The 24,559-nt window shown below is 62.8% G+C and carries 24 protein-coding genes and 1 pseudogene; 9 read left to right on the plus strand and 16 right to left on the minus strand.

The window, feature by feature from the left end; all coding sequences use genetic code 11:
- Positions 1-8: 8 nt before the first annotated feature.
- From AC3A6B_RS19170 to pcaB, 3 genes are read left to right on the plus strand one after another with little or no spacing between them, the layout of a single operon-like run.
- Positions 9-1,199: a CaiB/BaiF CoA transferase family protein gene (locus AC3A6B_RS19170; RefSeq protein ID WP_487838251.1), complete on the plus strand. Its 1,191-nt coding sequence runs from the start codon at positions 9-11 to the stop codon at positions 1,197-1,199.
- 10 nt (positions 1,200-1,209) lie between these two features.
- Positions 1,210-2,037: an HpcH/HpaI aldolase/citrate lyase family protein gene (locus tag AC3A6B_RS19175; RefSeq protein WP_487838252.1), complete on the plus strand. Its 828-nt coding sequence runs from the start codon at positions 1,210-1,212 to the stop codon at positions 2,035-2,037.
- Between the two features lie 39 nt (positions 2,038-2,076).
- Complete coding sequence (gene pcaB / locus AC3A6B_RS19180) at positions 2,077-3,423, plus strand: 3-carboxy-cis,cis-muconate cycloisomerase (RefSeq protein ID WP_487838253.1); 1,347 nt, start codon at positions 2,077-2,079, stop codon at positions 3,421-3,423.
- Positions 3,424-3,427: 4 nt separating this feature from the next.
- Here pcaB and AC3A6B_RS19185 read toward each other — a convergent pair whose 3' ends face one another.
- Positions 3,428-4,357, minus strand: a complete 930-nt coding sequence (locus AC3A6B_RS19185) for a LysR family transcriptional regulator (protein ID WP_487838254.1) — start codon at positions 4,355-4,357, stop codon at positions 3,428-3,430.
- Between the two features lie 149 nt (positions 4,358-4,506).
- Here AC3A6B_RS19185 and AC3A6B_RS19190 point away from each other — a divergent pair, with 149 nt between their 5' ends.
- The 3 genes from AC3A6B_RS19190 (at position 4,507) to AC3A6B_RS19200 (ending at position 8,916) form a co-directional block, all read left to right on the plus strand.
- Positions 4,507-5,478 (plus strand): Bug family tripartite tricarboxylate transporter substrate binding protein, encoded by a 972-nt coding sequence (locus tag AC3A6B_RS19190; protein WP_487838255.1) that lies wholly within the window; start codon positions 4,507-4,509, stop codon positions 5,476-5,478.
- Between the two features lies 1 nt (position 5,479).
- Entirely contained in the window at positions 5,480-7,504 is a 2,025-nt protein-coding gene (locus AC3A6B_RS19195) for a 4-oxalomesaconate tautomerase (RefSeq protein ID WP_487838256.1), read from the plus strand.
- 119 nt (positions 7,505-7,623) lie between these two features.
- Positions 7,624-8,916 carry a porin gene (locus AC3A6B_RS19200; RefSeq protein WP_487838257.1) on the plus strand — a complete coding sequence of 431 codons (1,293 nt, stop codon included), beginning with the start codon at positions 7,624-7,626 and terminating at the stop codon, positions 8,914-8,916.
- A 193-nt stretch (positions 8,917-9,109) separates the two neighbouring features.
- Here AC3A6B_RS19200 and AC3A6B_RS19205 read toward each other — a convergent pair whose 3' ends face one another.
- From AC3A6B_RS19205 to AC3A6B_RS19260, 12 genes and pseudogenes are all read right to left on the minus strand, one after another.
- Positions 9,110-9,835, minus strand: coding sequence for a site-2 protease family protein (locus AC3A6B_RS19205; RefSeq protein WP_487838258.1), 726 nt, complete (start codon positions 9,833-9,835; stop codon positions 9,110-9,112).
- 12 nt (positions 9,836-9,847) lie between these two features.
- Positions 9,848-10,816, minus strand: a complete 969-nt coding sequence (locus tag AC3A6B_RS19210) for a DUF2167 domain-containing protein (RefSeq protein ID WP_487838259.1) — start codon at positions 10,814-10,816, stop codon at positions 9,848-9,850.
- 394 nt (positions 10,817-11,210) lie between these two features.
- Entirely contained in the window at positions 11,211-11,420 is a 210-nt protein-coding gene (locus tag AC3A6B_RS19215) for a hypothetical protein (protein WP_487838260.1), read from the minus strand.
- 110 nt (positions 11,421-11,530) lie between these two features.
- Positions 11,531-11,779: a DUF1272 domain-containing protein gene (locus tag AC3A6B_RS19220; RefSeq protein WP_487838261.1), complete on the minus strand. Its 249-nt coding sequence runs from the start codon at positions 11,777-11,779 to the stop codon at positions 11,531-11,533.
- A 625-nt stretch (positions 11,780-12,404) separates the two neighbouring features.
- Entirely contained in the window at positions 12,405-12,755 is a 351-nt protein-coding gene (locus tag AC3A6B_RS19225; protein WP_487838262.1) for a DUF2200 domain-containing protein, read from the minus strand.
- Between the two features lie 93 nt (positions 12,756-12,848).
- Positions 12,849-13,397: a DUF4256 domain-containing protein gene (locus tag AC3A6B_RS19230; protein WP_487838263.1), complete on the minus strand. Its 549-nt coding sequence runs from the start codon at positions 13,395-13,397 to the stop codon at positions 12,849-12,851.
- Between the two features lie 293 nt (positions 13,398-13,690).
- A complete protein-coding gene (locus AC3A6B_RS19235) occupies positions 13,691-14,233 on the minus strand; it encodes an ankyrin repeat domain-containing protein (RefSeq protein ID WP_487838264.1) in 543 nt (180 codons plus the stop codon).
- A 536-nt stretch (positions 14,234-14,769) separates the two neighbouring features.
- Complete coding sequence (locus AC3A6B_RS19240; protein WP_487838265.1) at positions 14,770-15,423, minus strand: glutathione S-transferase family protein; 654 nt, start codon at positions 15,421-15,423, stop codon at positions 14,770-14,772.
- Between the two features lie 292 nt (positions 15,424-15,715).
- Positions 15,716-16,290: pseudogene (locus tag AC3A6B_RS19245) on the minus strand (IS66 family transposase); the annotation flags it as partial.
- Positions 16,291-16,687: 397 nt separating this feature from the next.
- Positions 16,688-17,341: an alpha/beta fold hydrolase gene (locus AC3A6B_RS19250; protein ID WP_487838266.1), complete on the minus strand. Its 654-nt coding sequence runs from the start codon at positions 17,339-17,341 to the stop codon at positions 16,688-16,690.
- Between the two features lie 158 nt (positions 17,342-17,499).
- Positions 17,500-17,730: a hypothetical protein gene (locus AC3A6B_RS19255; RefSeq protein WP_487838267.1), complete on the minus strand. Its 231-nt coding sequence runs from the start codon at positions 17,728-17,730 to the stop codon at positions 17,500-17,502.
- Between the two features lie 370 nt (positions 17,731-18,100).
- The gene (locus AC3A6B_RS19260) at positions 18,101-18,478 is read right to left on the minus strand and encodes a hypothetical protein (RefSeq protein WP_487838268.1); all 378 of its coding nucleotides are present in this window, start codon (positions 18,476-18,478) and stop codon (positions 18,101-18,103) included.
- Positions 18,479-18,795: 317 nt separating this feature from the next.
- Between AC3A6B_RS19260 and AC3A6B_RS19265 the strand changes: the two genes are divergently transcribed.
- Entirely contained in the window at positions 18,796-19,794 is a 999-nt protein-coding gene (locus AC3A6B_RS19265) for an MBL fold metallo-hydrolase (protein WP_487838269.1), read from the plus strand.
- Between the two features lie 7 nt (positions 19,795-19,801).
- Here the strand turns inward: AC3A6B_RS19265 and AC3A6B_RS19270 are convergent, their stop codons facing one another.
- Together AC3A6B_RS19270 and AC3A6B_RS19275 are read right to left on the minus strand one after the other, a co-directional pair.
- A complete protein-coding gene (locus AC3A6B_RS19270; RefSeq protein WP_487838270.1) occupies positions 19,802-20,059 on the minus strand; it encodes a hypothetical protein in 258 nt (85 codons plus the stop codon).
- A gap of 22 nt (positions 20,060-20,081) precedes the next feature.
- Entirely contained in the window at positions 20,082-20,222 is a 141-nt protein-coding gene (locus tag AC3A6B_RS19275) for a hypothetical protein (RefSeq protein ID WP_487838271.1), read from the minus strand.
- A 1,015-nt stretch (positions 20,223-21,237) separates the two neighbouring features.
- On the opposite strand from AC3A6B_RS19275, the gene AC3A6B_RS19280 reads away from it, so the two are divergent.
- Entirely contained in the window at positions 21,238-21,462 is a 225-nt protein-coding gene (locus tag AC3A6B_RS19280; protein ID WP_487838272.1) for a hypothetical protein, read from the plus strand.
- Between the two features lie 1,062 nt (positions 21,463-22,524).
- Here the strand turns inward: AC3A6B_RS19280 and AC3A6B_RS19285 are convergent.
- Positions 22,525-22,677, minus strand: coding sequence for a hypothetical protein (locus AC3A6B_RS19285; protein WP_487838273.1), 153 nt, complete (start codon positions 22,675-22,677; stop codon positions 22,525-22,527).
- 987 nt (positions 22,678-23,664) lie between these two features.
- Here AC3A6B_RS19285 and AC3A6B_RS19290 point away from each other — a divergent pair.
- Positions 23,665-24,450 carry a hypothetical protein gene (locus AC3A6B_RS19290; RefSeq protein WP_487838274.1) on the plus strand — a complete coding sequence of 262 codons (786 nt, stop codon included), beginning with the start codon at positions 23,665-23,667 and terminating at the stop codon, positions 24,448-24,450.
- Positions 24,451-24,559 lie beyond the last annotated feature (109 nt).

Here is a 24,559-nt window from a genome sequence, read left to right on the forward strand (position 1 = left end):
AGCAACACATGCAGCCACTCAAAGGCCTCACGGTCGTCACGCTGGAGCATGCGATCGCGGCGCCTTTCGCCACGCGCCAACTCGCTGACCTCGGCGCACGCGTCATCAAGATCGAACGACCGGGCTCGGGCGATTTCGCCCGAGGCTATGACGAGCGCGTGCACGGGCTGGCGTCGCACTTTGTCTGGACCAACCGCTCCAAGGAGAGCCTGACGCTCGACGTCAAGCATCCCGAGGCGGCCACGATTCTGGAACGCCTGGTGGTGGAGAAGGCAGATGTCGTCGTACAGAACCTCGCTCCCGGCGCCGCTGCGCGCCTTGGCCTCGGCTATGAAAAGATGTCCGCCGCAAAGCCGGGGTTGATCGTGTGCGACATCTCAGGCTATGGCGACGACCCGATCAACCCCGGCCCGTATCGTGACAAGAAGGCCTACGACCTTCTCATTCAGAGCGAAGCGGGGTTCGTCTCGGTCACCGGCACGCCCGATGAGCCGTGCAAGGCTGGTCCGTCGATCGCCGACATCGCCGCAGGCATGTACGCGTACAGCAGCATTCTCGCGGCGCTGTTGCAGCGCGGCCAGACCGGCAAGGGCCAGCGCATCGACATCTCGATGCTGGAGTCGCTCGCCGAGTGGACCAGCTACCCGCTCTATTACGCCTTCGAAGGTGCGGCACCACCTCCGCGAACAGGCGCCAGTCATGCAACGATCTACCCCTATGGCCCGTTTCCCACAGGAGACGGCAACATGGTGATGCTGGGCCTTCAGAATGAGCGCGAGTGGGCCAGTTTCTGCGAGAAGGTGCTGCAACGACCGGCGCTGACTACCGATCCCCGCTTCACAGCCAATTTCAAGAGGGTGGCCGAGCGCGACGCGCTGCGCGGGATCATCGTGGAGGCCTTCTCGTCCCTGACCAGGGCGCAAGTGGTCGAGCGGCTCGAGCTGGCGCAGATCGCCAATGCCCAAGTCAACACCATGAATGATGTCTGGGCCCACCCGCAACTGAAGGCGCGCGGGCGTTGGACCGAAGTCGGCTCGCCGAACGGCCCGTTGCCTGCCATGCTGCCGCCCGGCACCTGGGATGTGGGCCCGCGCATGGACCCCGTGCCGGCACTCGGTCAGCATACGGAGGCGATCCTGGCCGAGCTGGGCTACGGCGCGGCCGAGATCGATGCGCTGCGCGCATCCAAGGCTGTCTGAGGTGGGCATCATGTCCGTTCCTTCCAACATCCCTCGCACCTACCTCTTCGTTCCTGGCACGCGGCCGGAACGCTTCGGCAAGGCGCTGGCGAGCGGCGCGGATGCCGTCATCCTGGACCTTGAAGACGCAGTCGCAGCGGACGACAAGGCGCTCGCCCGCCACGCGATCGCAGATTGGTTCCGTACCGCATCCGCGGACGATCAGTCGCGCACCGTGGTGCGCATCAACGACGCCGCATCGCCGTGGTTCGCTGACGATCTGTCGGCGCTGCGCGAGGTCGGGGCCAGCTGCGTTCTGCTGCCCAAGGCCGAGTCTGCGCGGCAGGTCGCGGCCACGCTTGCCGCGCTGTCTGGGGCCAGCGTCCTCGCATTGATCGAAAGCGCGCGCGGGGTGGCCGGAGTCGACACCGTCGCCGCGGCGGGCGTGTCGCGCCTGGTGTTCGGCACATTGGACTTCGCATTGGACCTGGACATCGAAATTGAAGACGACGTCTCGGGTCTCGCCTATGCGGCCAGCCGCATCGCGATTGCCTCGCGCGTGGCAGGCCTGCCGGCGCCGGTCGCCGGGGTCACGCCCCAGCTGAACGATCGCAAGCGCCTTCTGGCCGACCTGGCTTCTGCGCGTGCTCTTGGCTTTGGCGCCAAACTGTGCATTCATCCGAGCCAGGTGGAGCCTATTCACACCGCGCTAAGACCCCCCGCAGAAGCACTGGAGTGGGCGCGGCGAGTGCTGGCAGCCGATGCCGCGTCCCCGGGCGCTGCGCGGCTCGATGGCCGCATGGTCGATCGACCTGTGGTCCTGCAGGCACAACGCACGCTGGCCCTGGCCCGCGACTGAACCTACCCTCAACATCCAGCCCAGAAAGATCCAAACCCCATGGCCTCCACCATCATCGACTCGCGCATCTTTGGCGACATGTTCAGCGACGCCCGCATGCGCGACGTGTGGTCTGACGAGAACCGTACCGCGAAGTACCTCGACATCGAACGGGCGCTGGCCAAGGTGCAGGGCGAACTCGGCATCATCCCCAAGGATGCGGCGGACGAGATCGTCCGCAACTGCGAGCTATCTCAGATCGACTGGGCGAAGCTCAAGGCCAGGACCGAGCAAATCGGCTACCCGATCATTGCTGTCGTCAACCAGATCAACGCCAACTGCCGCGACAAGCTGGGGGAGTATTGCCACTGGGGAGCTACCACGCAGGACATCACCGATACGGCCGCGGTGCTTCAGATGCGCGAGGGCCTCGCTTTGGTCGAGCAGGATCTGGACGAGATCGGCGACGCGCTGGCCACGCTGGCAAAGAAGCACCGCGATACGCCCGTGATCGGCCGTTCCAATCTGCAGCAGGCCACACCGATCACCTTTGGCTACAAGATGGCAAGCATCCTGGCCGGTATCGACCGTCACCGCGAGCGCCTGCAGCAGCTCAAGCCACGGGTGCTGATGGGGGAGTTCGGCGGCGCGTCGGGCACGCTGTCTTCGCTGGAGAAGGGCGCGATGGAAACACAGGCCGGCTTGATGAAGGAACTCGGCCTTGCCCAGCCGCTGATCTCCTGGCACACGGTGCGCGACACCATCGCGGAGGTGGGCGCCTTCCTAGGACTGGTGGGCGGCTCGCTCGGCAAGATCGCGATGGACGTCAAGCTGATGATGCAGACCGAGGTGGCCGAGGTGTTCGAGCCTTTTGCACCCGGCCGCGGTTCGTCGTCGACCATGCCGCAGAAGCGCAACCCGATCTCGTGCCTGTACATCCATGCCAACATTTCCGTGGCGCGCCAGCATGTCGCTGCGCTGATGGATGCGATGGTGGCTGACCACGAGCGCTCGACCGGCCCCTGGGAGATCGAGTGGGTGTCCTTGCCGGAGATCTTCTGCCTGATGTCCGGTGCGCTGAAGCAGACCAAGTTCATCCTCAAGGGCCTGGAAGTCGACGCCACGCGCATGCGCGAGAACATCGACCTCACCAACGGCCTGGTGATGTCCGAAGCCGTGATGATGGGACTGGGCCCCTACATCGGCCGCGAGTACGCACACGACCTTGTGTATGACCTGTGCCGCGAAGCGATCAGCAAGAATCGCCCGCTGATCGAGATCCTCTCTGCGCATCCGGAGATCAGCAAGCACGTCACGCGCGCCCAGCTCGACGCGATGTGTGACCCTGTCAACAACCTCGGCCAGGCCGGCGTGATGGTCGATCGGGTACTGACGGCGCGTCGCTGAGCCTTCAGGCCGACGCGCGCTTTCTCCCGGCCTGGACGCGCTTGCCCTTCATTTCCGAGAAGAACTCGAAGAACTGCATGGCCGCCGGAGAGAGGGTGCGGCCTTTGCGCCGGATCAGGCCCACCCTGCGACTGACGACCGGCTCGACCAACGGCACGCTGACCAGCAGCGGATGATCGGGGCCAGGCATGGCGATCGACGGAACTGCTGCGACCCCGAGCCCGGCTTCGACCAGGCCCAGCATCGTCGTGACGTGCTGCGCCTCGTAGATCGCCTGCGGGCGCCCTGGCAGACCTGATAGCGCCTGGTCCAGCAGCAGCCGGTTTCCGGATGCCTTGCTCACCGAGATGTAGTCGTACTGCGCCAGTTCCGTCCAGCTCACCTTCCGCTTGCCCGCAAGAGCATGGTCGCGCCGACATGCGGCGACGAAGCGCTCCTCCATCAGCGGCTTGAACTCGATGTCGGGTTCCTGGCCCCCAATGAAGTTCAGTCCGAAATCCGCCTCGCCGCGCGACACGGCGGCCAGCACCTCGTTGGCGCTCGCATCGAAGACTTTGACCCGAACCTTCGGATAGCGCTCGTGATAGCGCGAGATCACCTGCGACACGAAGTAGTAGACCGTCGATGGCACGCACGCAATGGTGACCTCGCCCATGCGTGTTACCGCCACGCCGCGGATGCCCAGCAGCGTGAGGTCCAGATCGTCGAGCAGTTGCTGCACCTTCCGGTCGAAGTCGCGCCCGACCGCGGTCAAGCTCACCCGCCGCGTGGTCCGCTCCAGCAGCCGCACCCCGAGCGCTTCTTCCAGCTTCTCGATGCGCCTGCTGAACGCAGGCTGCGATACATGCAGCGCTTCGGCCGCCTTGCGAAAGCTGCTCAGTTCGGCGACGGCGCGGAACGCCTGCAGGTCGTTGAGGTTGAAGTTGATCGCCATCGTCTCGTACCGCAAACATGTTTGACTGATCGACAGTGTGCATCAATCGATCCTAAACATGCAATTCACAGCAAGCATTGAACCGAAGACCATAGGTCCACGGTCAAGGAAGCGACCTTGAGCCAATCTTTCAACTATCGGAGACATCAATGCAATCTCGTAACGCACCCGTCCTGTGTGCCCTGGCTTCGGCGGCCGCGCTCTTCTGCAGCAGCGCGCTCGCCGCCTATCCCGAAAAATCGATCACCATCGTCGTTCCGACCGCCGCCGGCGGCGCCAACGACGCCATGGCGCGAGTCATCGGCCAGGCGATGTCGGCTGCGCTCAAGCAACCGGTCGTCGTCGACAACAAGGCGGGTGCGAATGGCGCAATCGCCAGCGAGTTCGTGATGCGCGCCGCGCCGGACGGCTATACGCTGATGCTGGGCTATGTCGCAACCCATGCGATGAACCCCGCGCTGCAGAAGTTGCGCTACGACCCGGTGAAGGATTTCGAGCCCGTGGGCATGGTCGGAACGTCCGCAACGCTGATGGTCGTCAACCCTTCCGTGAAGGCGAACGACGCCAAGGAGCTCGTCGCAGCGCTGAAGGCCGCGCCCGACAAGACAAGCTACGCGTCTGCCGGCAACGGGACCGCACCTCATTTCGCCGCCGAGATGTTCAAGCTCTCGACCGGCACCAGCATGCTTCACGTGCCGTACAAGGGATCGGCGCCTGCGATCACCGACACCATCGGTGGGCAGACACAGGTGATGTTCCCGAGCCTCTTCACTGCCATGCCTTACGTGAAGGCCGGCAAGCTCAAGGCGATCGGCGTGGCGGGCAGCAAGCGCTCGCCGCAGATGGCGGACGTGCCGACGCTCAAGGAGCAGGGCGTCGACAACGTGGATGTCTCGCAGTGGTACGGCATCTTCGCGCCGGCCAAGACTCCGAAGCCCGTGATCGAGCAACTCAACAAGGTGCTCAACGCGGCATTGGCCGACAAGAGTGTCGTCAAGAAGCTGGAGGACCACGGCGCCGAGGTTGAAACCATGACTTCCGAGCAGATGCGCACCTATGTGCAGCAGGAGCAGGTCAAGTGGAAGAAGGTGGTCCAGGCCGCAAAGCTTTCGGCCGACTGAGATGAGCAGGACCATTCCCTGCGTGCTGATGCGTGCGGGTACTTCGCGCGGCCCCTTCTTCCTGCGGGAGTGGCTGCCTGACGACGACGAGGAGCGCGACCAGGCGCTGATCGGCGCGATCGGTGCCTCCGATCCGCTGCAGCTCGATGGCGTGGGCGGCGGCAGCACCCTCAACAGCAAGGTCGCCATCGTTTCCCGTTCAAAGGAACCGGGCTGCGATCTGGATTACCTGTTCGCGCAGGTGGGGGTCGGACACCGTTCCGTCGACACCCGGCCGAACTGCGGCAACATGCTGTCGGGCGTCGCGCCCTTCGGGATCGAGCAGGGGCTGGTCGAGGCGCAGGACGGAGTCACGCGAGTACGCGTCTTCAACGTCAATACGCGATCGCGCATCGACGTCACGGTCAGAACACCCGGCAAGCGCGTCACCTACGAGGGAGACGCGCGCATCGATGGCGTGGCCGGTACCGCTGCACCGATCCTCCTGAACTTCCTGGACGCTTGGGGCGCCGTGACGGGCAAGGTCTTTCCGACCGGTCGGCGCATCGACACGATCGACGGCTTCGAGGTGACGTGCATCGATGCGGCGATGCCGCTGATGATCGTGCGCGCTCGTGACCTCGGTGTCACCGGTGGCGAAAAGCCCGCCGCGCTCGATTCGAATTCGGCGCTGCTGGAGCGGCTCGAGAAGCTGCGTCTTCAGGCCGGCCTGTTGATGGGGCTCGGGGATGTCTCGGGCAGCGTCATTCCCAAGCCGGTGCTGGTCAGCGCGGGAGACTCGCCGGACAGCATCACTTCGCGCTACTTCACGCCGCGCCGCTGCCATGCGTCGCACGCCGTGACGGGTGCGATCGGCGTTCTCAGCGCCTTCGCGCTCCCGGGCACAGTCGCAAGCGGCGCTGCTCGCGAGCCAGGTCGTCACAACCTGGTTCTCCTGCACCCGGCAGGACAGATCGACGTGGAAGTGGAACTCGAGGGTCGGGCGGAGGATGCAACAGTGAAAGCGGCGGCGCTGGTGCGTACCGCCAGAAAGATCATGCAGGGTGAGATGCAGTTGCCCGACTATGTCTTTACGCGGCCCGAGGCCATTGCGCGTCAGTCGGCCGCGTTCCCGCGCAAACCGATCACCATCATCGTGCCCACCCGTGCGGGCGGCGGCAACGACACGATGGCCAGGATCATCGCGGCCGAACTGAAGCCGCTGCTCGGCCAAGAAGTGCTCGTAGACAACCGAGCCGGCGCAAACGGTGCCATCGCGAGCGAGTATGTGGCCAGGGCGGAACCGGACGGCCACACCCTCATGTTCGGCTACGTGGGCACCCACGCCATGAACCCCGCACTCCAGAAGCTGGGTTATCACCCGGTCAAGGACTTCGAGCCGGTCGGGCTGATCGGATCGTCGCCGACCCTGATGGTGGCCAACCGGCACGCCGGCTTCGACACCGTTCGCAGCCTCCTGCAGCGTCTGCGCAGCGGGCCGGGCAGCATCAGATACGCGTCGGCCGGTGACGGTACGCCGCCACACTTCGCGGCGGAGCTGTTCCAACTCAACACGGGCACGAGGATGGAAGGCAGAACCCATGAGGGTGCAGCGCCTGCGATCGTGGACACACTCGATGGACGCTCGCAGGTCATGTTTCCGAGCCTGTTCACCGCGCATCCCTTCATCCTCGACGGCCGGCTGCGCGCCCTCGCCGTTGCGGCCCCGGCGCGTCTCGAAGCGTTGCCTGCGGTGCCTACGCTCTCGGAATCAGGCATCGAAGGGGTCGATGTCTCGCAGTGGTATGGGCTGTTTGCCCCTGCACGCACCTCGCCCGCGGTGGTCGCGCAGATCAACCGCGCCCTCAACGAGGTTCTCGCCAATCCGCAAGTGGTTGCCCGATTCGAACGCCAAGGCGCCAGGGTCGAGGCCGGTGCGCCCTCTGCACTGCGAGAACGCGTTCGGCACGAGTTCGGTCGTTGGCAGGACGTGGTGGACGAGGGCGGCCTCGCGCCGCAAGACGTCCGCCTGCTTGCGGCGGACTGATCGGCCGAATCACCCAGACCCGGCACTCGTTGCCGAACCATCTTGCGGCACGTTGCCGCATCCACCGCCGGCGTTGCGAGGCGCCGGTAATCCTTGTCCGTCCCTTGGAGACACTTGCTATGCGTAAGTCCTTGATCACCTTTGCGGCGCTGGCTGCTTCGGGCGCTGCTTCGGCGCAGTCGTCCTTGACGCTTTTCGGCGTCGCAGATTCAGCAATCAGTCACTACAGCGTGAAGAGTTCCTTCTACAACAACACCGGGACGCTCCCGTCGCCATCAGCTCTCGCCGTGGCAGAAGCAACGCGCTCCCAAACCGTCCTGTCGAGCGGCGCCAACTCGTCGAGTCGTGTCGGCTTCCGTGGCACCGAAGACCTGGGCGGCGGACTCGCGGCAGGGTTCTGGCTCGAGTCAGGCATCACCCAGGACAGCGGCGCAACCGCTTTGACGTCCTTCAGCCGTCGCTCAACGGTGAGCCTGTCCGGCGGATTCGGTGAACTCAGGCTTGGCCGAGACTATGTTCCGACCTACTGGAACGAGAGCGTGTTCGATCCGATGGGCGCAGTCGGCGTCGGCGAAAACCTCATCAAGAGCATCAGCGGCAACATCGCCACTGCGCGCGGCCCGGGCTCCACCATTGCCGCGAATGACAATGCGATCCGGGCGTCCAACAGCGTGGGTTACTTCCTGCCGCGCGACCTCGGCGGCTTCTACGGTCAGGTCATGTACGCCCTTCCTGAGAACGTGAAGTACAGCTACCTGTCCGATAGCCCGTCGCAACGTGGCCGCTACTACGGCGCGCGGTTCGGCTATGCAAGCGGCCCGCTCGATGTGGCGGTTGCCTACGGACAGAGCACGGCAGCCGACACCTTGTTGATCAGCGAGACCGGGGTCGTGGCGGGCACCCGGCTTTCCGAGAAGCTGCGCACGATCAACTTGGGCGCGTCCTACGATTTTGGTGTCCTCAAGCTGATGGGCGAGTTGTCGCAGGTCAAGGACAAGGCTGAGAGCACCACCGCTCCCTTGAGTGCCGGCAGACTCACCTTCAAAGACAATGACGAATACAACGGCGCCATGATCGGCATGACGGTCCCCGTCGGTGCTGGCGTTCTGAAGGCGTCGTACGCTCGCGTCAAGTTCAAGAACGACCCGGGTTCTGCCGCGCCGACGTTGTTGGCACTGGACCGCGACGCGTCGGTGAACAAGCTCGCGCTCGGCTACGTGCACAACCTGTCGAAGCGGACCGCGCTCTACGCAACGGTGGCTCGCGCCCGGATCAAGAACGGACAGAACAATCCTGCAATCATGGGCGTCGGGCTCGGCGGCCCAGCCTTCTTGTCTACGGGTTCTGGGGTGGCGGGTTTGGCGCCGCGCACCGCAACGGGCTACGACTTCGGGCTGCGTCACGCATTCTGAAGTCGAGCGGCAGCGAATATGGGGCTCTGGCTTGAGCCCCATCGCATCGATCGATACCAGAAGAATGACGTTGGCAGGCACCTGGAGGATGTCTGCCATACAACCCCAAGCAGCCATTGAAGAATGAACAGCGAATGCCCGCAACTGGCCGTTACCGGATTCGCAAGAAGCGACACCGATCTGATCGACCTGGCTAGCCATGCAGACTACGGACTGCACCCAACATTTCGTGGGTGTCATGAGCCATGACTGCGAGAAACGCCAACAGGCCCAGGTAGTAGACGCAGTAGGTCAAACGGGTCTCGGCCGTAACCGTGTAGTACGCCTGGTTGGCAGGATCCTCCGGATCGTATTTCCATGCGCGGATCACCTGGGGCGCCGCGAGCACGGCGACGAGAATGAGCAGCGGACTCGGCCGCCAGAGAAAGACCGCTACCAGGACGGGAACTCCAACTAGCCACACGCGCGGCGTAAGAACTGCGGTGATCCGACCGCCATCCAGCGGAGAGATGGGAATCAGGTTGAAGAGGTTGATGAAGAACCCCGCGTATGCCAGCGCAAGCAACAAGGTGCTGCCCGCCTCGCGTGCAGCGAAATAACAGCCGAGCGCGGCCAGGCTACCCAACAGAGGCCCGGCAAAACCGACCCATGCCTCCGTTTCGACGTCGTGCGGCTGATCCTTCAGCTCGATCCAGGCCCCCACGAACGGGATGAAGGTTGGCAGCCCAACATCGAGTCCGCGCTGGCGCGCGGCAAGGTAGTGGCCCATCTCGTGGACGAAGATGAGTCCCACGAAGCCAACAGCGTACCGCCAGCCGAGGATGAGCGCGTATGCCACGACCGACAGCAGCATCGAGCCGCCGGTGAGCAGCATCTTGCTGAACTTGCCCGCCGTCAGCAGCAGGAGAACCAGCTTCATTGCCCGGGGGGCCTAGCTCTTGGGAGATGCCGGGTTGTCACTGATGGGAGCAGCCGCATCCTCAGGGAGCTGTGCCGTCGTGACAGGAGCTTTTGCCTTCTTCTTGAAAATCTTTGTCGCGCCCCACGCAGCAGCAGCAACTGCAAGAACGCCTACCTTTGCAAACTTCGCGATGAAAGCAAGCAGCACTGCGAAAAGGCCAAACTTCTTCGCCGCCGCCCCAGCCACCAGCGCCGCGAGACCGTAGGCCGCGACCTTGTCTGTTGAGCTGTTGAAGTCCGCATACTTCTTGCCGTCGTTGTACTCGAGCGCTGAAAGCAGCCTGAGTGCGTCTGGCTTGTATGTCTCGATGGCCTTCGCGTCGGTCACCAGGTTCAGGCTGATGTATCCGTCGCGCCCCAGCGCGTACGTGTTGTAGTTGACGCCTTGCTCGCCTGCCGGAGCGCCCTTGTCGATCGTGAGAGCGGACCACACGAGGCGATGGCTCGACGCGTCGTAGTGCGGCTTCTGCGCCCAGCCAACCACGTCCATAGCCGGTATGCCGCGCTTAGTGCGTTCTTCGTTGGCTGCCTCAGTTCCCTCCTTCAGGCTCTTCAGCAGATCGTCGGCATTCCAATCCTTGGCGTCGTCGTCCTTTATGTAGCCCTCCTTGACGACGCTCACGACAGCGAACCAAGGCGCATCGTTCGCGGGAACGATCGCCCCAACGAACCCGTCGCCAACGCGATTTCCCATCGCTGCCAACAACTGTGTCGCAGCAGGATTCGGGATCCAGACATACCCGACCGGCAACCTCAGATGTGCTTGGTCTCGTACGGGGACATCAACCGGCCCGAGCTGCTTGCCGGCCTGCGCGGCCGCGAAAGCAGCTTGGCGCTCGGCTTCGAGTGAATTGGCCGAAGTGGTGTTGGGTGAAGCGCCGGCAACGGCGGACCACGCGATCAGGAATCCCGTAGCGACGCGGGTAATACGACGAATCATGCTCACTCCTCAGTTTTTTTGATTTTTCCCATCTGAGAGTCTACCGAGCGGCCGCAGGTGGAGAATGTGAATTTCTAGGCGGATTTGGACACGTTTTCGCGGCACCAATGGGATGGCAGGGGCGCTATAGCGGCGTATGCGCTGCGCACCTACAAATTCCGGGTGCCTGCGAAGTGTCCGCATTTGGGAGAAATTCGTGGGTATGGCGAGCGCTCGAGCCAGTGCTCGGACGTGACCTCGGATCAGGATGCATCACCCATGCCACGCCACTGTCTCACCCGCTCAGCAACACGCAGGTGCCGCCATGAACCACCGCCCATCGATTCGTTGATCAAAAAGGCTTGACGGACGAGTCCTCATAGAAGCGGTCGTTAAGCGCTAGTGCTTGTTGTATTCAATACTGGCTTTCAGGGGAGGCCCCGATTAGCTTACGCATCTTGCTCATCCTCACTTCCGTTATTTCGTCCTCGGTCGGCATGAATTCAATGAAGGGCGGCTGAAATGACTTGTTTTCAACTTCCCCCTTAAACCATTGTTCAAACAAGTGCGTCGGCGCCTCGACAACTGCTTTTGTCTGGCCTGGGTAGCTGGTTCGAATTTTCATGTGAGGTCCTTTGGCTAGGAAGCCCCGATGCTTTTCGAATGTCCAAGCAAAGGAAAGACCGGTTGTGGCCGTGATGAGTCGGCGAGGCGGCCGGGCGGGCCAAATGAGGTTCAGGGTGCAGCCGTGCAACCTTCGGGCTTGAACACCCGCGTGGTCGAACCCGGGTACTTCTCAAGCTTGGCCGGCGACCGCGAAGGACGCGGGAGCAATTCACCGCCGCAGTTTGGGCACGTCCCGGCGAGGCGCCGATTTGAGCAATCGCTGCAAAACGTGCACTCGAAGGAACAGATGCGGGCATCGGCTGAATCCGGCGGCAGATCTCGGTCGCAGCACTCACACCCTGGGCGCATTTGAAGCATGGCAGAACGTCAGAAAGCTAGGTCAGTGGAGCTTAAACGAAGGCGAACTGGGCGACGCCATCGAGCGTCAGGACCTGGCCGGATTCTGACATCACGCACTAGGCGAGGTACCACCGCATGAATGCGAAAAAGCTCGGCCAGTTCGGCGCCGTACCGTCCGCGAAATCGCCGCTACTGGCGAGGCTGAAGTCCCAGACCGCCTCGCTTTGAATCGAGTAAAGGTAGGCGCCTTCGCCCTCTACCGAAGAGAAGCAAACTAACTCCTGCTGGACGCTCCAGACTTCATGAACGAACCGCGTTGCCCGTGCCACCTGTGCGCTGGGCTCGGCGACATCCAGGAGTTCACTGACGAAACAGAGCTTCCAAGCGGAGATGCTTGGTAGCTCCGATAGAAGCTACCAAACTCGCAATCAGAAGCGATGCCGAGCGCCGTGAGTTCGGCCTCCACACCCTCAGCTTGGGTCCGCAGAACGTCACCCTTTTGCCGCCGAACCAGGTCGTCAAGGTCTGATGGAATCAACAACATCTCCTCATTGGACGACGACTGGCAACGTCCGGTGTTGGCCGGATTCTGCCCCACACCACCTGGCCGGCAGGTGCCTGATCGGACATTTAAAGAAGTGAGCTAGTTCCGCAAGATCTTTTCGATCGACTTCCCTTTCGCAAGCTCGTCGACCAGCTTGTCCAGGTAGCGGATCTTTTGCATCAGCGGGTCATCGATCTCTTCGACGCGAACACCGCAGACGACTCCCTTGATCAGAGAACCGTTTGGATGCATGGCCGGGGCATGAAGGAAGAACGTCTCGAAATCGTTCTCCTGTTCGATCTGCAGCTGAAGTCCCGCCTGGTCATAGCCCGTCAGCCAACAAATGACCTGGTCGACTTCTTCCTTCGTACGATTCTTGCGCTCCGCTTTCTGGACGTACAACGGATACACCTTCGCGAACGGTGTCGCGAAAATTCGATGCTTTGGCATCGTCATTTCTCCTGCGTGCCGGCCGGAATGCCCGATTCTGGCCGTTAGGCCCCGTGAGTCTCGATTCCCAGCGCCAACCCCTTCATCACAAATTCAGACCCTGAGCGAGGCTCTGAATTCTCGCGCCGCATAGTAGGACTGAGCGCCGTTGTGATACACGAAGACCTTGCCGTAGCGCCTATCGCCAAACAGAGCCCCACCGAGTTTTCTAACGTCGGGTGGCGTTACCACCCAACTGGACGTCTTCATGTCGAACTCCCCGAACTGTTGAAGTTTGCGGTACTGCGCCTCCGTCAATAGCGAGACACCCATGGCCTTGGCCATGTCGACAACGTTGTTCTCCGGCTTGTTCTCTTTTCGGGATTTCAGAGCTTCTGCGTCGTAGCACAGGCTCCTGCGCCCCTGCGGACTTTCAGTGGCGCAATCGCAGAAAAGATAGGCGCCGTCGTCATCGTCCGCGGCCCCGATGACATCGGGTTCCCCACCCGTTCTCTCCATCTCATGAAGCGACATCAGTTTTTCGGGACTGCGTTGCAAGCGAGCATGGACGTCGGCCCAGTCCACTCCTGCGTGCCGATTCATGTTCTGCTCGAACCGCAACTTCAATGTGTTGAGGAGGGCTTCGCGCTGTTCTGCCTTCATGTCCCTTGCTCCTGTTCCTCTACGCCAAACGGTGTGTGCGTACCGCGAATGTCGACTATGGTGCAAATTGAGCCGGGTCGCCGATGGACGGGTTCTGGCCCGACTGTAGCCGTTCTTGCGACTGGAGCAGCGGGAACGAAGGAGGCCTTGGGCGCTGTCGTAACCGGACCTCCATCACCGCGTGTCATCGAGGTCAACTGACGGCATGGGTCTGAATTCACTATGAATTACGGCGGCCATGCGATCCCATTCATCAAACAATGAAAGGTTGCCCCGCGGTACGCCATTGTTGTTCAGGCACCCGACAGATCATCGGCGCTCTTCGCACCTTTACTCCGCAGCACCGATGCAAGCTCTTTATGGCGATGAGTGTGTGCGACGTCTAGCGGCGTGCGGCCGCCATCGACCCATGCTTCTGCTGCAGCAACCAGACTTGCTCCATGCTCGATGAGCATAACGGCGATGGGAATGGCATTCGCGGCACAAGCCCTATGAAGGGCTGTGAAGTCTGGAAACCCCCTGGCCTCAGCATCTGCACCACGCAACAGTAGAAGCTCAAAGAGCGAAAGAGAGACTTTTGGTGAGCTTTCGAATAGCTCTATGGCGGTGTGAAGTGCTAATCGACCTTGATCGTTTAACTGGTTCGGATCCGCGCCTAGATCAAGCAGCAACTTGGCTAAGTCGCACATCTCATAAAAGATTGCTTGCTCAAGCGCGTACTCGGATGACGCGGTGTCTGCGACGTTCACCAGTTCAGGATTTTGTCGAACGAACGAGATCACCTCTGCCTCGGGACGCTCCCGCAGCATGTTTGCCCAAGATTCGATGGTTTTCATAAGACGCCTGAAGTGAGGTGGGTCCAGCCTCTCGAAGGCCACGCTCGAGCAGTTCTTCTTGACGGAAGGATCGGAGAGCGGCCGAATCGTCCACGAGCCGAAGAGACCATTGTTGATGCACAGGATGTCAGTGCGCACACGCTTGTGGGAGCGCCCCACGCAATCTCGATCCAAGGTGGCCGCGCCCCCAACCACGCAAGCCGAGGGCCGCGCCGGATGTCCAAAACCAAAGAAGCGCGCTCAGACCCGCGTGAACGAGCCAAACGCACACAACGGCTGCGCGCCAGTTGTTCATTGGAACGGACTTTCGATTGAGGTGAACGGTTGCGCGGACGTCCGCAGTTGGCCGACTTTAGCCGGTCGCGGAGGTCCTTTGGGCCCAAACGCGACTTCGCGCTTTCTACAAAGCGGACCTTCGGGGGCTCACGTCTTCTCGTCGTCCGTGAGCGTCCGGCGCACCCACCTTGAAATGCACGCCTGCGGCGGCCGGGGCGACGGCTGTGCGTCGCTTCGTCCGCGCCGGCAGCTGCGCCCTGTCAGCCCGCCGGTAAAGGGGCGGCGTTGATCGCCAGTTGCGCGGCGAACGCCCGCTGGTAGGCCGGCCGCGCTTCGCCGCGAGCGACATAGGCGGCCAGGCTGGGAAACTCGTTCAGCAGGCCGGACGGTCTCAGCCGGAGCAGCACTGACACCATCAGCAGGTCGCCCGCGCTGAAGCCGCCGTCCAGCCAGTCTCCATCGCCCAAGCGGGCGGCCAGCTGGTTCAATCGGGCACGCACCCGGTCCTCGACGAGGGGCAGGCGCTCGGCCTTCCAGGGCCTGTCGCCTTCCGCCAGCTTGACGGTGACGAGTTCGAGGATGGGAAGCTCGACCGTATTGAGCGCCGCGAACATCCACGTGATGGCGCGCGCCCTTGCATTGGCATCGGCGGGGAACAGGCCCGGGTGGCGCTCGGCGACGTGCAGCACGATGGAGCCGGTCTCGAACAGCGCGAGGTCGCCTTCCTCGTAGGTGGGGATCTGGCCGAAGGGATGCAGCGCCAGATGCGCGGCCTCCTTCATCGCGCGGAAGGACACCAGGCGCACCTCGTAGGGCAGGCCGGCTTCCTCGAGCGCCCAGCGGACGCGTGTGTCGCGCGCCAGACCCTTGCCGCCGTCGGGCGACCGTTCAAAGGCGGTGATGGTGATGGTCATCGTGAGTGTCCTTTCGCCTTTCGAAGTGCGGTAATTTGTCATGAGCGTTGAAATTGACGGGACACGGTGAAGGTCGGCTTCTATGAGGACTTGTTTGTCAAGCCGTTGTGATCAACGATTCGATGGGTCGTAGTTCATGGCGGCACCTGTGTGTTGTTGGGCGAATGAGACGACGTGGGCATTGGTGACCGGCGCGCCCCTTCTTTTGGGTCGGTCACTGCGCAGTGACCCGCCGACCTTGCGGGCGCGTCGACCTTCGATCATGATGATGCGTTCCTTGGCCGCGTACTTCAAGCGCCTGTTCGCCGACCTGGATGCCGTGGTTGATCCATAGCTCGTGGAACTTGCGCCGCGCGTGAGCCATGCACCCAACCTCGATCACTCTCAGCTCGAAGCAGGCCTTGTAGCCGCTGAAGTCGTCTGTGACGAGCTTGCCCTGCCAGCCAGGCTTGGCGGTGGTTCCGCTCAGCTTGAGGAAGTCACGCACGTGCTGGCCACCCCGGCTGTCGGCGAAGTCGAACACGACGCCCCGGATCGGGTTGAACTGCGTCGTGCAGTAGCTCCACAGGTATGCCCGGTGCGTCTTGCCCGCTCCGAGCTTGAGCATTGCCACCGGCGTCTCATCGGCGTGCAGGACGTCGTGTCACGCAGCTCTGCTGCCAGCGCGTCCACCAGCGGTTGCAGTTGCATGCCGCACTCACCCACCCACTGTGCCAGCGTCGAGCGGGCGATGACGTGGCCCGCACGCTCGAAGATCGCTTCCTGCCGGTATAGCGGCAGATGGTCCAGGTACTTGGCGAGGACCGGCGCCCCGCCGACCACAACCTCCAGCGACGCATCGGGCTGCTTGCGATCTAAAGCTCGAGGCTCGGGAAAGCCCATCGCGAGTTGCGCTTCGTACATCGCCTGCGCGGCAATGTGCTCATCGGAATCGGACGCAATATCATCGGCCGGCGGCGTTGCCTCTTCGACTTCGAGGAGCCTCACGCGAATCTCGTCGCCAAAGTCGAGGGGCAGTTCCTGAATCCACTCGACGTGGGATGGGCGGTGGTTGCCAAGGTCTCTCATGCCTCGCATATCGAGCTCGTTATTGACGTGCACGCTAATGGAAAGGGAGAGGAGCGCCGCGTCCTCTATGCCCCCCACCACTAGGCGCCGTCCGTTGCGCAGAATTTCGAAGGCTCGCACGGGTCGGTCAACTTGTTGAATACTGGTCAAGCGGACGCCACCGTCGCCATTCCGCTTCTGGCCGGGACCGGCCTGCTCACACATACTCGAAGAGGATCTTCACAAGCGCTTCTGGAGCCAGCCGCGGAATATCGTGCGCGCATTCGACGCGGTGCGTGGCCCATCCAGGATCCAGCCGCAGACGCTCGTACAGGTCGATGAACGGACTTCCTTCCCAGCCGAACGCGGCGATGAAGGCTTTGCTATGGACGTTGCGCCAGTCGCCGTTCAACTGAATCGCCTGCAGGAAGGTGGCTATGGGATGGGGCCTGCATCGCTTGTCGAGGTGGGCCGCCGGTGCGCAGTTCAAACCATCCGCCGCCACCCCCGCTATGAAGCGCTCCCGATAGTTCGGTGTAGTTAGCGACCAGACCGATGCGCCGTTGTCCGGTACGTAGGCATCGGCGTAGACGAGCGCCCTGACGCGCGAGGGGTCCTTATCTGCTGCGCCCGTGATGACCATTCCTCCATACGAATGACCGACAAGAACGGCACCGGTATCGCGCGCCCGAATCGCTTGAACCACCTCATCGATATGGCGTTCGAGGTTGGCGCCATTCGCAGGACTGTCACCTAACCCCGAGAGAGTGAGGGCCTGGACCTCGTGGCCCACGCTCGATAGCGCATTGCTGACAGTTTCGAATACCCAGCCTCCATGCCAACCACCCGGTACCAAGACGAATCTTGCCATCTGATTTGCCCTCTCATAGCCACGGTGGCCGATTGAAAAAGTTCTGCCCGCGAACTTACATCGCCGCCGCTGCCAACGGCCGCTTCGGGCCGGACTATGCGAACATCCCGAATGTCGGGTCGTAGCCATCCGACGACGCTCCGGCTGCTGCCGTCCATCTATGTGCCGGCGTCCAGTTCGAGCCAGTCTTCCGTAAAGCGGTGGCGCCACAGCCCGACTGCCTGAAACTCATCTGACTGTGTGAGACGCTCAATCCCAAGAAGCTGCAGCGCCTCGTTGATTGGCCCGATTTCGCCGCGCCTAGGGCCATAGGCAACCTGGCCGCCCCTCAACACCACGGAACCTTGATCGCCAGTACCGCCGTGGTACTCGGTTTCGAAATACGCCATGCACCGAGAGGCGTCGCAGGAACTCCATAACCTGTGGCGACAAGTAGGTGAACTCTGCCGGCCCGCGGTCCTGAGAGGGTGGAAAGATTTCATCGATGAGGTCATCGGATAGCGGAAACAGTACCGTGCCTTGCTCCAAGCTGACCCCTCGGAGGCGTGGCTCAGCAACCAAGAGCACGAGCCGCCGTTTCCGAGGGCGTGATGAAGCCGGTGACGGAGTGACCCATAGAAGTGGCTTGGTTAAATGGATTGGGAGCTCGCCTCGAACGTCTGGATCTGGCCGCATTCTGCCTTCTGCGCCGGACTTCCGTTCGCAGGCGGTCAGCGTCTCGGGCGCTCCATGGCGGTCGTTTGTGGCAGGGGGCGTAGCTCAGACAGTAGAGCCTCGGGATCCAGGAAATTTCCTCCACTCGAGGAGCTTGGGGTCGATCTTGAGCTTCTCGAGATTCGTGTATGCCACCGGGTTGCGGCTTCCTTCCCATGCGTTCGGGATGGCCAAGAGTGCGTACTCGCCAAACGCAATGACGTGCCGGTCGCCCGATTCCAGAATCTCGGAGATCTTGCCGATCATGAACGCCGTGCGGTGGCCGACACCTCCGCGGTCCCCCGCGCCGTTCAGGTTCCGAACTGCAACAACATAGGGACAGGCCGACGCACGGTCCTGGTTCAATTTCCAGGGGCCACTGCCGCCCTCGCTGAGGATGGTTTCAAGCGACTTGTCCGTCAATACTTTGATGACGCTTTCCACAAAGTCCGATCAGAGTCTGGGGCTTCACGTTAGCGCTTACGAAACTGGCTGCCATCCGACGTTTGGGGGAGACATCGGCATCGCGGTGATCGCACCGTCGAGCGTCGGACCGCATGCGCTTGGGCGCGAGCCGGCGCAGCCACTCCATGTTCGGATCCAGGACCACGCTGGACCACCCGGACAGTGGAGGGCCATCGTGCAAGCCTCGGGCGGCAATCGGACAAGTGCCCATGTCCCAGAATGGCGTCTCCACAATAGGCCGCACCGACGGCACGGAGACAGCAATGGCACAGCGCAAGAATCGAACCGCCACCTTTATGCTTAAGACGACCGCCCTCGCAGTGGTTGTCGCCCTGGCGCAGGGCTGCGCGCAGACCCCAGCCCAGCGACAGGCGCCTTCGGACGCCACGGTCGCCGCACATGTTGCGGCCGCCACGCGCGCCGCCGGAGCCGATCTGACGGCGCTGTTGACTCTCTGCAAACCTGCCCCCGCCACGCGGCCGCCCCAGGCCGAGCTGGACAAGGGCCTTGCCGCCTTCATCGCCAGGCCCGCACCGCCGCCCGGCCAGGCTTTCGACAACCTGTACTTCGTGGGCGCCGACTGGGTCAGCGCCTGGGCGATCAAGACCTCGGACGGCATCATCCTCATCGATGCGCTCAACACCCAGGCGGAGGCCGCGGCACTGATCGAAGGCGGCATGCGCCAGCTGGGCCTCGATCCGGCGCAGATCAAGTACGTGATCGTCACGCACGGCCACGGCGACCACTACGGCGGTGCGCCATACCTCGCGCAGAAGTATCGTGCGCGCGTGGTGATGAGCGACACCGACTGGACCATGACCGAAACCAGGCTCGAATTCGCCACGCCGATCTGGGGCGCGCCGCCGAAGCGAGACGTCTCCGTGAAGGACGGTGAGCGCATCACGCTCGGAGATACCACCGTCGCGCTGTACATCACGGCGGGCCACACCATGGGCACGATCTCGCCAGTGTTCGACGTGACGACCGGCGGCAGGAAGCACCGCGCCATGCTCTGGGGCGGCACGGGCTTCAACTTCGGCAAGGACGTGCCGCGGCTGGACAGCTACATCGATTCAACGCGGCGCATGAGCACCGTGGCTCAGGCTCAGCGCATCGACGTGCTGCTGTCGAACCACTCGGGCATCGACGGCTCGCAGGCCAAGCTGGCTGCGCTGCGCCAGCAGCCGGCCGGCGCGGCCAACCCGTTCGTGACCGGCACGCCCGCCGTGGAGCGCGCATTGAACGTGATGGGCGAGTGCGCCCAGGCGCAGCGCGACAGGTTCGCGCTGCAGTAGGGCCGGCTCAATCCGGCGTGAACTTCCTGTTGAAGATGTCCACGTCCGATGCCAACTCGAACGTCGCCACCTGCCCCATCTTCCCGTCGCTGAGGCGGCAGGCGGAAAACAGGCTGTAGCGCCCCTTGAAGTAGAACTCGTCCATCACGATCAGTGCGTACGGATACGGCACGAAGACCTGGTGCTCGAAGACGACGCGGTGAACGTTCCTGGGCGAAGGAAAGAGCTTGTAGTCGCCGGTGTCGATCGACTTTGCAGTGGCCATCGTGTGCTCGCTGCTTCTGTGTTCAGGCAGCGTCGCGCACGTCGGCCACGGGGTTGTCGCCGAAGTCCTCGCGCGCCAGACACTTGGGCACCTTGGCTGGCGAGAGCGCGAGCCGCGTTCCCCGGTAATGCCGCGTCGCCAGAGGCTCGATGGACAGGTTCATCTGATAGGAGCCTGGACGTTCAGCTCTTGGGCAGACCCTGTCTGTCGCTCTCATTGGGAATGATCTCAGTCGTTGACACGTTGGTACTGCTCGATCTGGCAGGCATAGCTACCAGGCTGCGTCGAGCATATCGAATAGCCCGGCGGCGCGGTGCTTGCACAGCCGGCCAGGACGCATAGAAGTACTGCGCTCGCGACCTTGAACATGAAGCCTCCGAACGACTGACCTGACAGTGGCTCCCGGCTGCATTCTGCCCGGCAAGTTGCAGCGGCGGCGAGCGTCGGGTTCCGCACCGTATCACGTCATGCGGCCGAAACATCGTGCCAGAGATCCGATCTGTCGGCCCCACGACCCAAGGACGGATGGTGCGCCAAGCGCAGACCCTCGCTCGTTCTGCGAGCGCCCTACCCTTCGCATTTGCCGGTACTTCTCGGCTCGGCCGCGACGGCTGAACAGGCTGAACGGGCTGATGCTGCCGGTCGAGCAATTCACGCGATAGTGGCGGGCGCGCGCAGCTTGGGAACAGCGCTTCGGATTCCTTGCGGTTGTGCCGCTTGTGCGGGAACTCATGACCTAAAAAGCGCATCGCCCCCTGGCGCGTTGGGGATGGCGCTGCCCAACAGCAGACGACGGGACGCAGCATGGCCGCAATGGCCGCGTGTTGCTCGCGAACGATCCTCCTCCCATGCCACAAGATGGCCACCGGCAAGCACGGCGCCGAGGCGCTGCCCCTTGCCGCTATCAGGTGTGCTGTCCCGCAAGCACGAAGCGACCCAGATGATTCGAGCCCTCCTCTGTCTACTGCTCGATCCCGGTCACAGCCCCTGCGCAGCCACGAAGCTCAGCGACGGCGACAGCTCGACGACCGGGCTCTCTTGGCTTTGTAGGTTGAGCCATGCTGGATCCCCTACAGATCCTCTCCGGTAAGAGGCCCTGCCTCGCTCGGAAGTAGGAAGAATTCCTACGTCGCCTACCGAAACGTCCAAGAAAACTCGCGCGCTCTGGAGGTCATGACGTGGTTGATTTCGAACGATATGCGGTACTCAGCGCGGCCGCGGTCAAGACGACCGACGCCCACCAGCGGGCCATTTGCGACGCGCTTGCGGACTTCGAGGCCTCCTGCAGAGAAGGCCGGGCCGATGCGGCCGCCGAAAGCAAGGAGCGAATCGCGAGGCTCGCAGAGGCAGATGCGCGGGCATGGGGCGAATACCTTGCGCAAGTCCACCAACTGAGCCAGTAGGCGATACAGCCGCCGGACTGTGAGCCCGAGCGGCTCATCCCACAGGATCCGAAAAAAGCCCCGGCCGTTGCCGGTCGGGGCAAGAAGGTCGGTGGTCGACCTTGGAGAACCACAGTAAGCGCTTAGGCAGTCCGAGTTGTGCCTGAGTTCCTTTCCAGAGTCCCACCGTCGCGGGCTGCGGTCGGGGCGCGACCCGGGCGTTGCGCGCGGCGACGCCTACGCCATCTCCGATCCGCCTCACGGCACGGCGCCGGGCGCCCCCCTGCGGTCGACGAGACGAAGGTTCTCGCCTCCCAGCCCAAGGCCGGTGCAGTTCGAATGCTCGTCCGCAACCGCCACAGGCACCCACTTGACGAGAAGTAGTCGCTGTGGAGCTTCATGGTGGAGGCTTGTTCAGGTCGGGCTCATGGGCTCATCGCCCGAGTCGGAATCCCAGAACTTCCACCAGGGCCGCCTGGTGTTCGCAACCAGCGGACCACGAAGTGTGATCATCTGGCTTGCGCGAATGCGCCCTCGCCTTTCGACTTCGAGCACGTGGGCGACTCCAAACGCGTCAGACTCACCTCGCGCAGCGCGAGCGCGCCAAGCGTGAGCCAACTCCTCGAGTTCGGCATCATCGAGCTGGGCCAGTTGCGATGGCGTTGGAATGGCGGTCATGACCTCTTGAAAACGAATTCGAGTGAATGCCGTACGGAACAGGATTCGGGCGCTAGCCGTTGGCGCTGTGCGCCCTGACTGGCCGGCATGTCCATTATCTCTATAATTAGTAATTATGATGTGACATCAGTCACGGCTCGTGCGCTGGGAAGCGGCCCTGCCTGGCAACGACGATGCTCAGGCGCTTCTGCCCTTGAGCATCGATTGCACGCACGTTCCACGCTGGCCGACAGATGGCCGCAATCGAACCGTTCGACTTCATGAGGCTGCCTATCGCTCAGCGAGAGATGCGGTTGACGAGGGGCGCCATCCAGGTCAGCGGGACCGGGGCATCAGCCGAGCGGAGGCCGCGAATCCGGATCGTCCGCCGTGTCCTTTGGTTCCGAGGGCTCAGGTGCGAAGGCGTCAGCGACGGCGGCAGCGACCCTGGCCCAGATCAAGTCGTTCTGCAAGGCGGGGAAACCGCTTCGCCAACTTGCCTGATCGCACGCCGTCGCGCTCGCGCGCCGAACGGGTGATCGCGTCCACATCAGCGGCCGGTCCCTCGATGATTTCCATTTACTGCCGCGCGCGCCTGCGGCCGTGTATTCGACGTGGCGGGTAAGGTCGAGAAACCGCCAAGCCGGCCGAGCATCTGCGTAAGCGTCGAACGGAAGTTCAACAGAACCCCGTCCGGTGGTTGCTCGGGCTCCCTTGTGAAGCTGTACCGGTCGGCATACCTCCTACCCAGAAAACGCTTAGTTTTCTCACGTCGCGCATAAAACGATCTGCCTCGAACGTCACGCGCTTTCACGTGCCCGATTAAAAGCTGGACAGTTTGGCCCGGTCCCACAGGTGTGCAGGCGCTCGCTGCATCTTGCCACGCTAGCCCGCGATGCTGGGATGAACGCGTTCCAACAGAAGGAGCGGATCTCCGAGGGACGCAAGTGTCGGGTAACAGTGCGAGATCTCGCGCTGCCCGCCGTCCCCACGGCGGGTTGGGGCCTATTGCGGGCTTCGTGCCGTCCCGCCTCCGCTTCCGCTTCCGCTTCCCAAGCAGAAGCGGTCGTGGGGAACGTGTGCTCAGGAATGAAACCTCCGAAAGCAGTCACCGGCGACGAACGCCTGTCTTTTGAGGTGGTGCATTGCCCTTGGGGCTTTTGTCGCGCTGACGGACCCACCCCGGTTCTGATAAATCTCGACGTCGGGGCCAAGCCAACCCCGGCGGGGCGTGGTGGTGCCCTGCCGGAGAGCGCGCGTTCCAAACTGCAATTGCAGGTAAGTTGAGAATGGCAGAACGAAATGGTCGGCGCGCGAAAGGATGAGGCCGCCCAACACGTCCGACGAGGAGCCGGAAATTCCGTGAAACATTGACCTCCCGATTTGCGCGACCGCAGGAAATGATTTTTTCCAACTGTGACAACAACTTATGAGGGAGTCTTCACTGGAGCAAGAAATTGTTTCACGGAAATCGCGCCCAAGAAGGCACTTTGGCGATAGCGGGCTGATAATTCGGTTATTCAGTAACCAAATCCTTCAGGCGTGGCGCATTTGTCTTCCTTACCCATGGATCGTGCTTCAGAACAGGATGTGGATCTCGGGGAATTCCGCGATGCCGCATGGCCGGAAATCAGCAGCGTCGCGGACCTCGGCCGCATCCTGGTCATCCTGCATGGCGCCAGCGCGCCCTCGGAAGCGATGCTCAAGAAATGGAGCGCAAGCGGCGAATTCAGGGAATGTCTCATCGCCTCGCGCGGGGAGGCTGACCCGGCCGGCCAGGAGGGCGCGAGCGTCAAGGGCACCGTGCTGCCAGGCAAACCAGGGCGGCCAGGACTGCGCCTGGCCACGGACAAGGCAATCGCACGGGTCTACGAATTGTGGCCGCAGCTTGCGGACTCGGATCCGAAAGCCGTGTTCGAAGAAGCCGTGGCGCGCACGGCCCGCCAGCTGTCTGCCGTGCTGCGCCCTTTGATGCATGACCAGGCGACGCCTGTCGCGCCCGCTCAGCGGCCTTTTGAGGCGGCGCCCTCGGCCGCGCCGCCCTCGGAGGAACTCGGGGAGTGGCAACGGCGTATCGAGCAGGTGCTCGTGACGCTGGGTGACGACGTGCGAGAAATGCGCCGCGAAATGGCCCAGTTCGCTGCGCTGCGCAACAACCTCATCACTCGCCTTGACGAGGTGGTGGCGCGTTCCAGAGAGACGTTGCTTGCCACCGCACGAGCGGACGGGGGCGGTGCCAACCCCATTGTCGAGGCCCGGCGCGACAGGGACATGGGGGTTCTGAAATCGACGATCGACCAGATCCTGTCGTCACTCGAGCGGCTCGAGGCGTCTCGAGGCTCGCAATCCTGAGGGACGGCGGAATGCCGTCGCCCGTTCCGGGGGGTGTAGTACGGTACTACACCGCGATCTACACCGCGATTCAGGTCGACGACTTCCCTAGCGAGGTCGCTTCGATCCG

This window comes from Variovorax sp. Soil_C_33 (assembly GCF_057656935.1).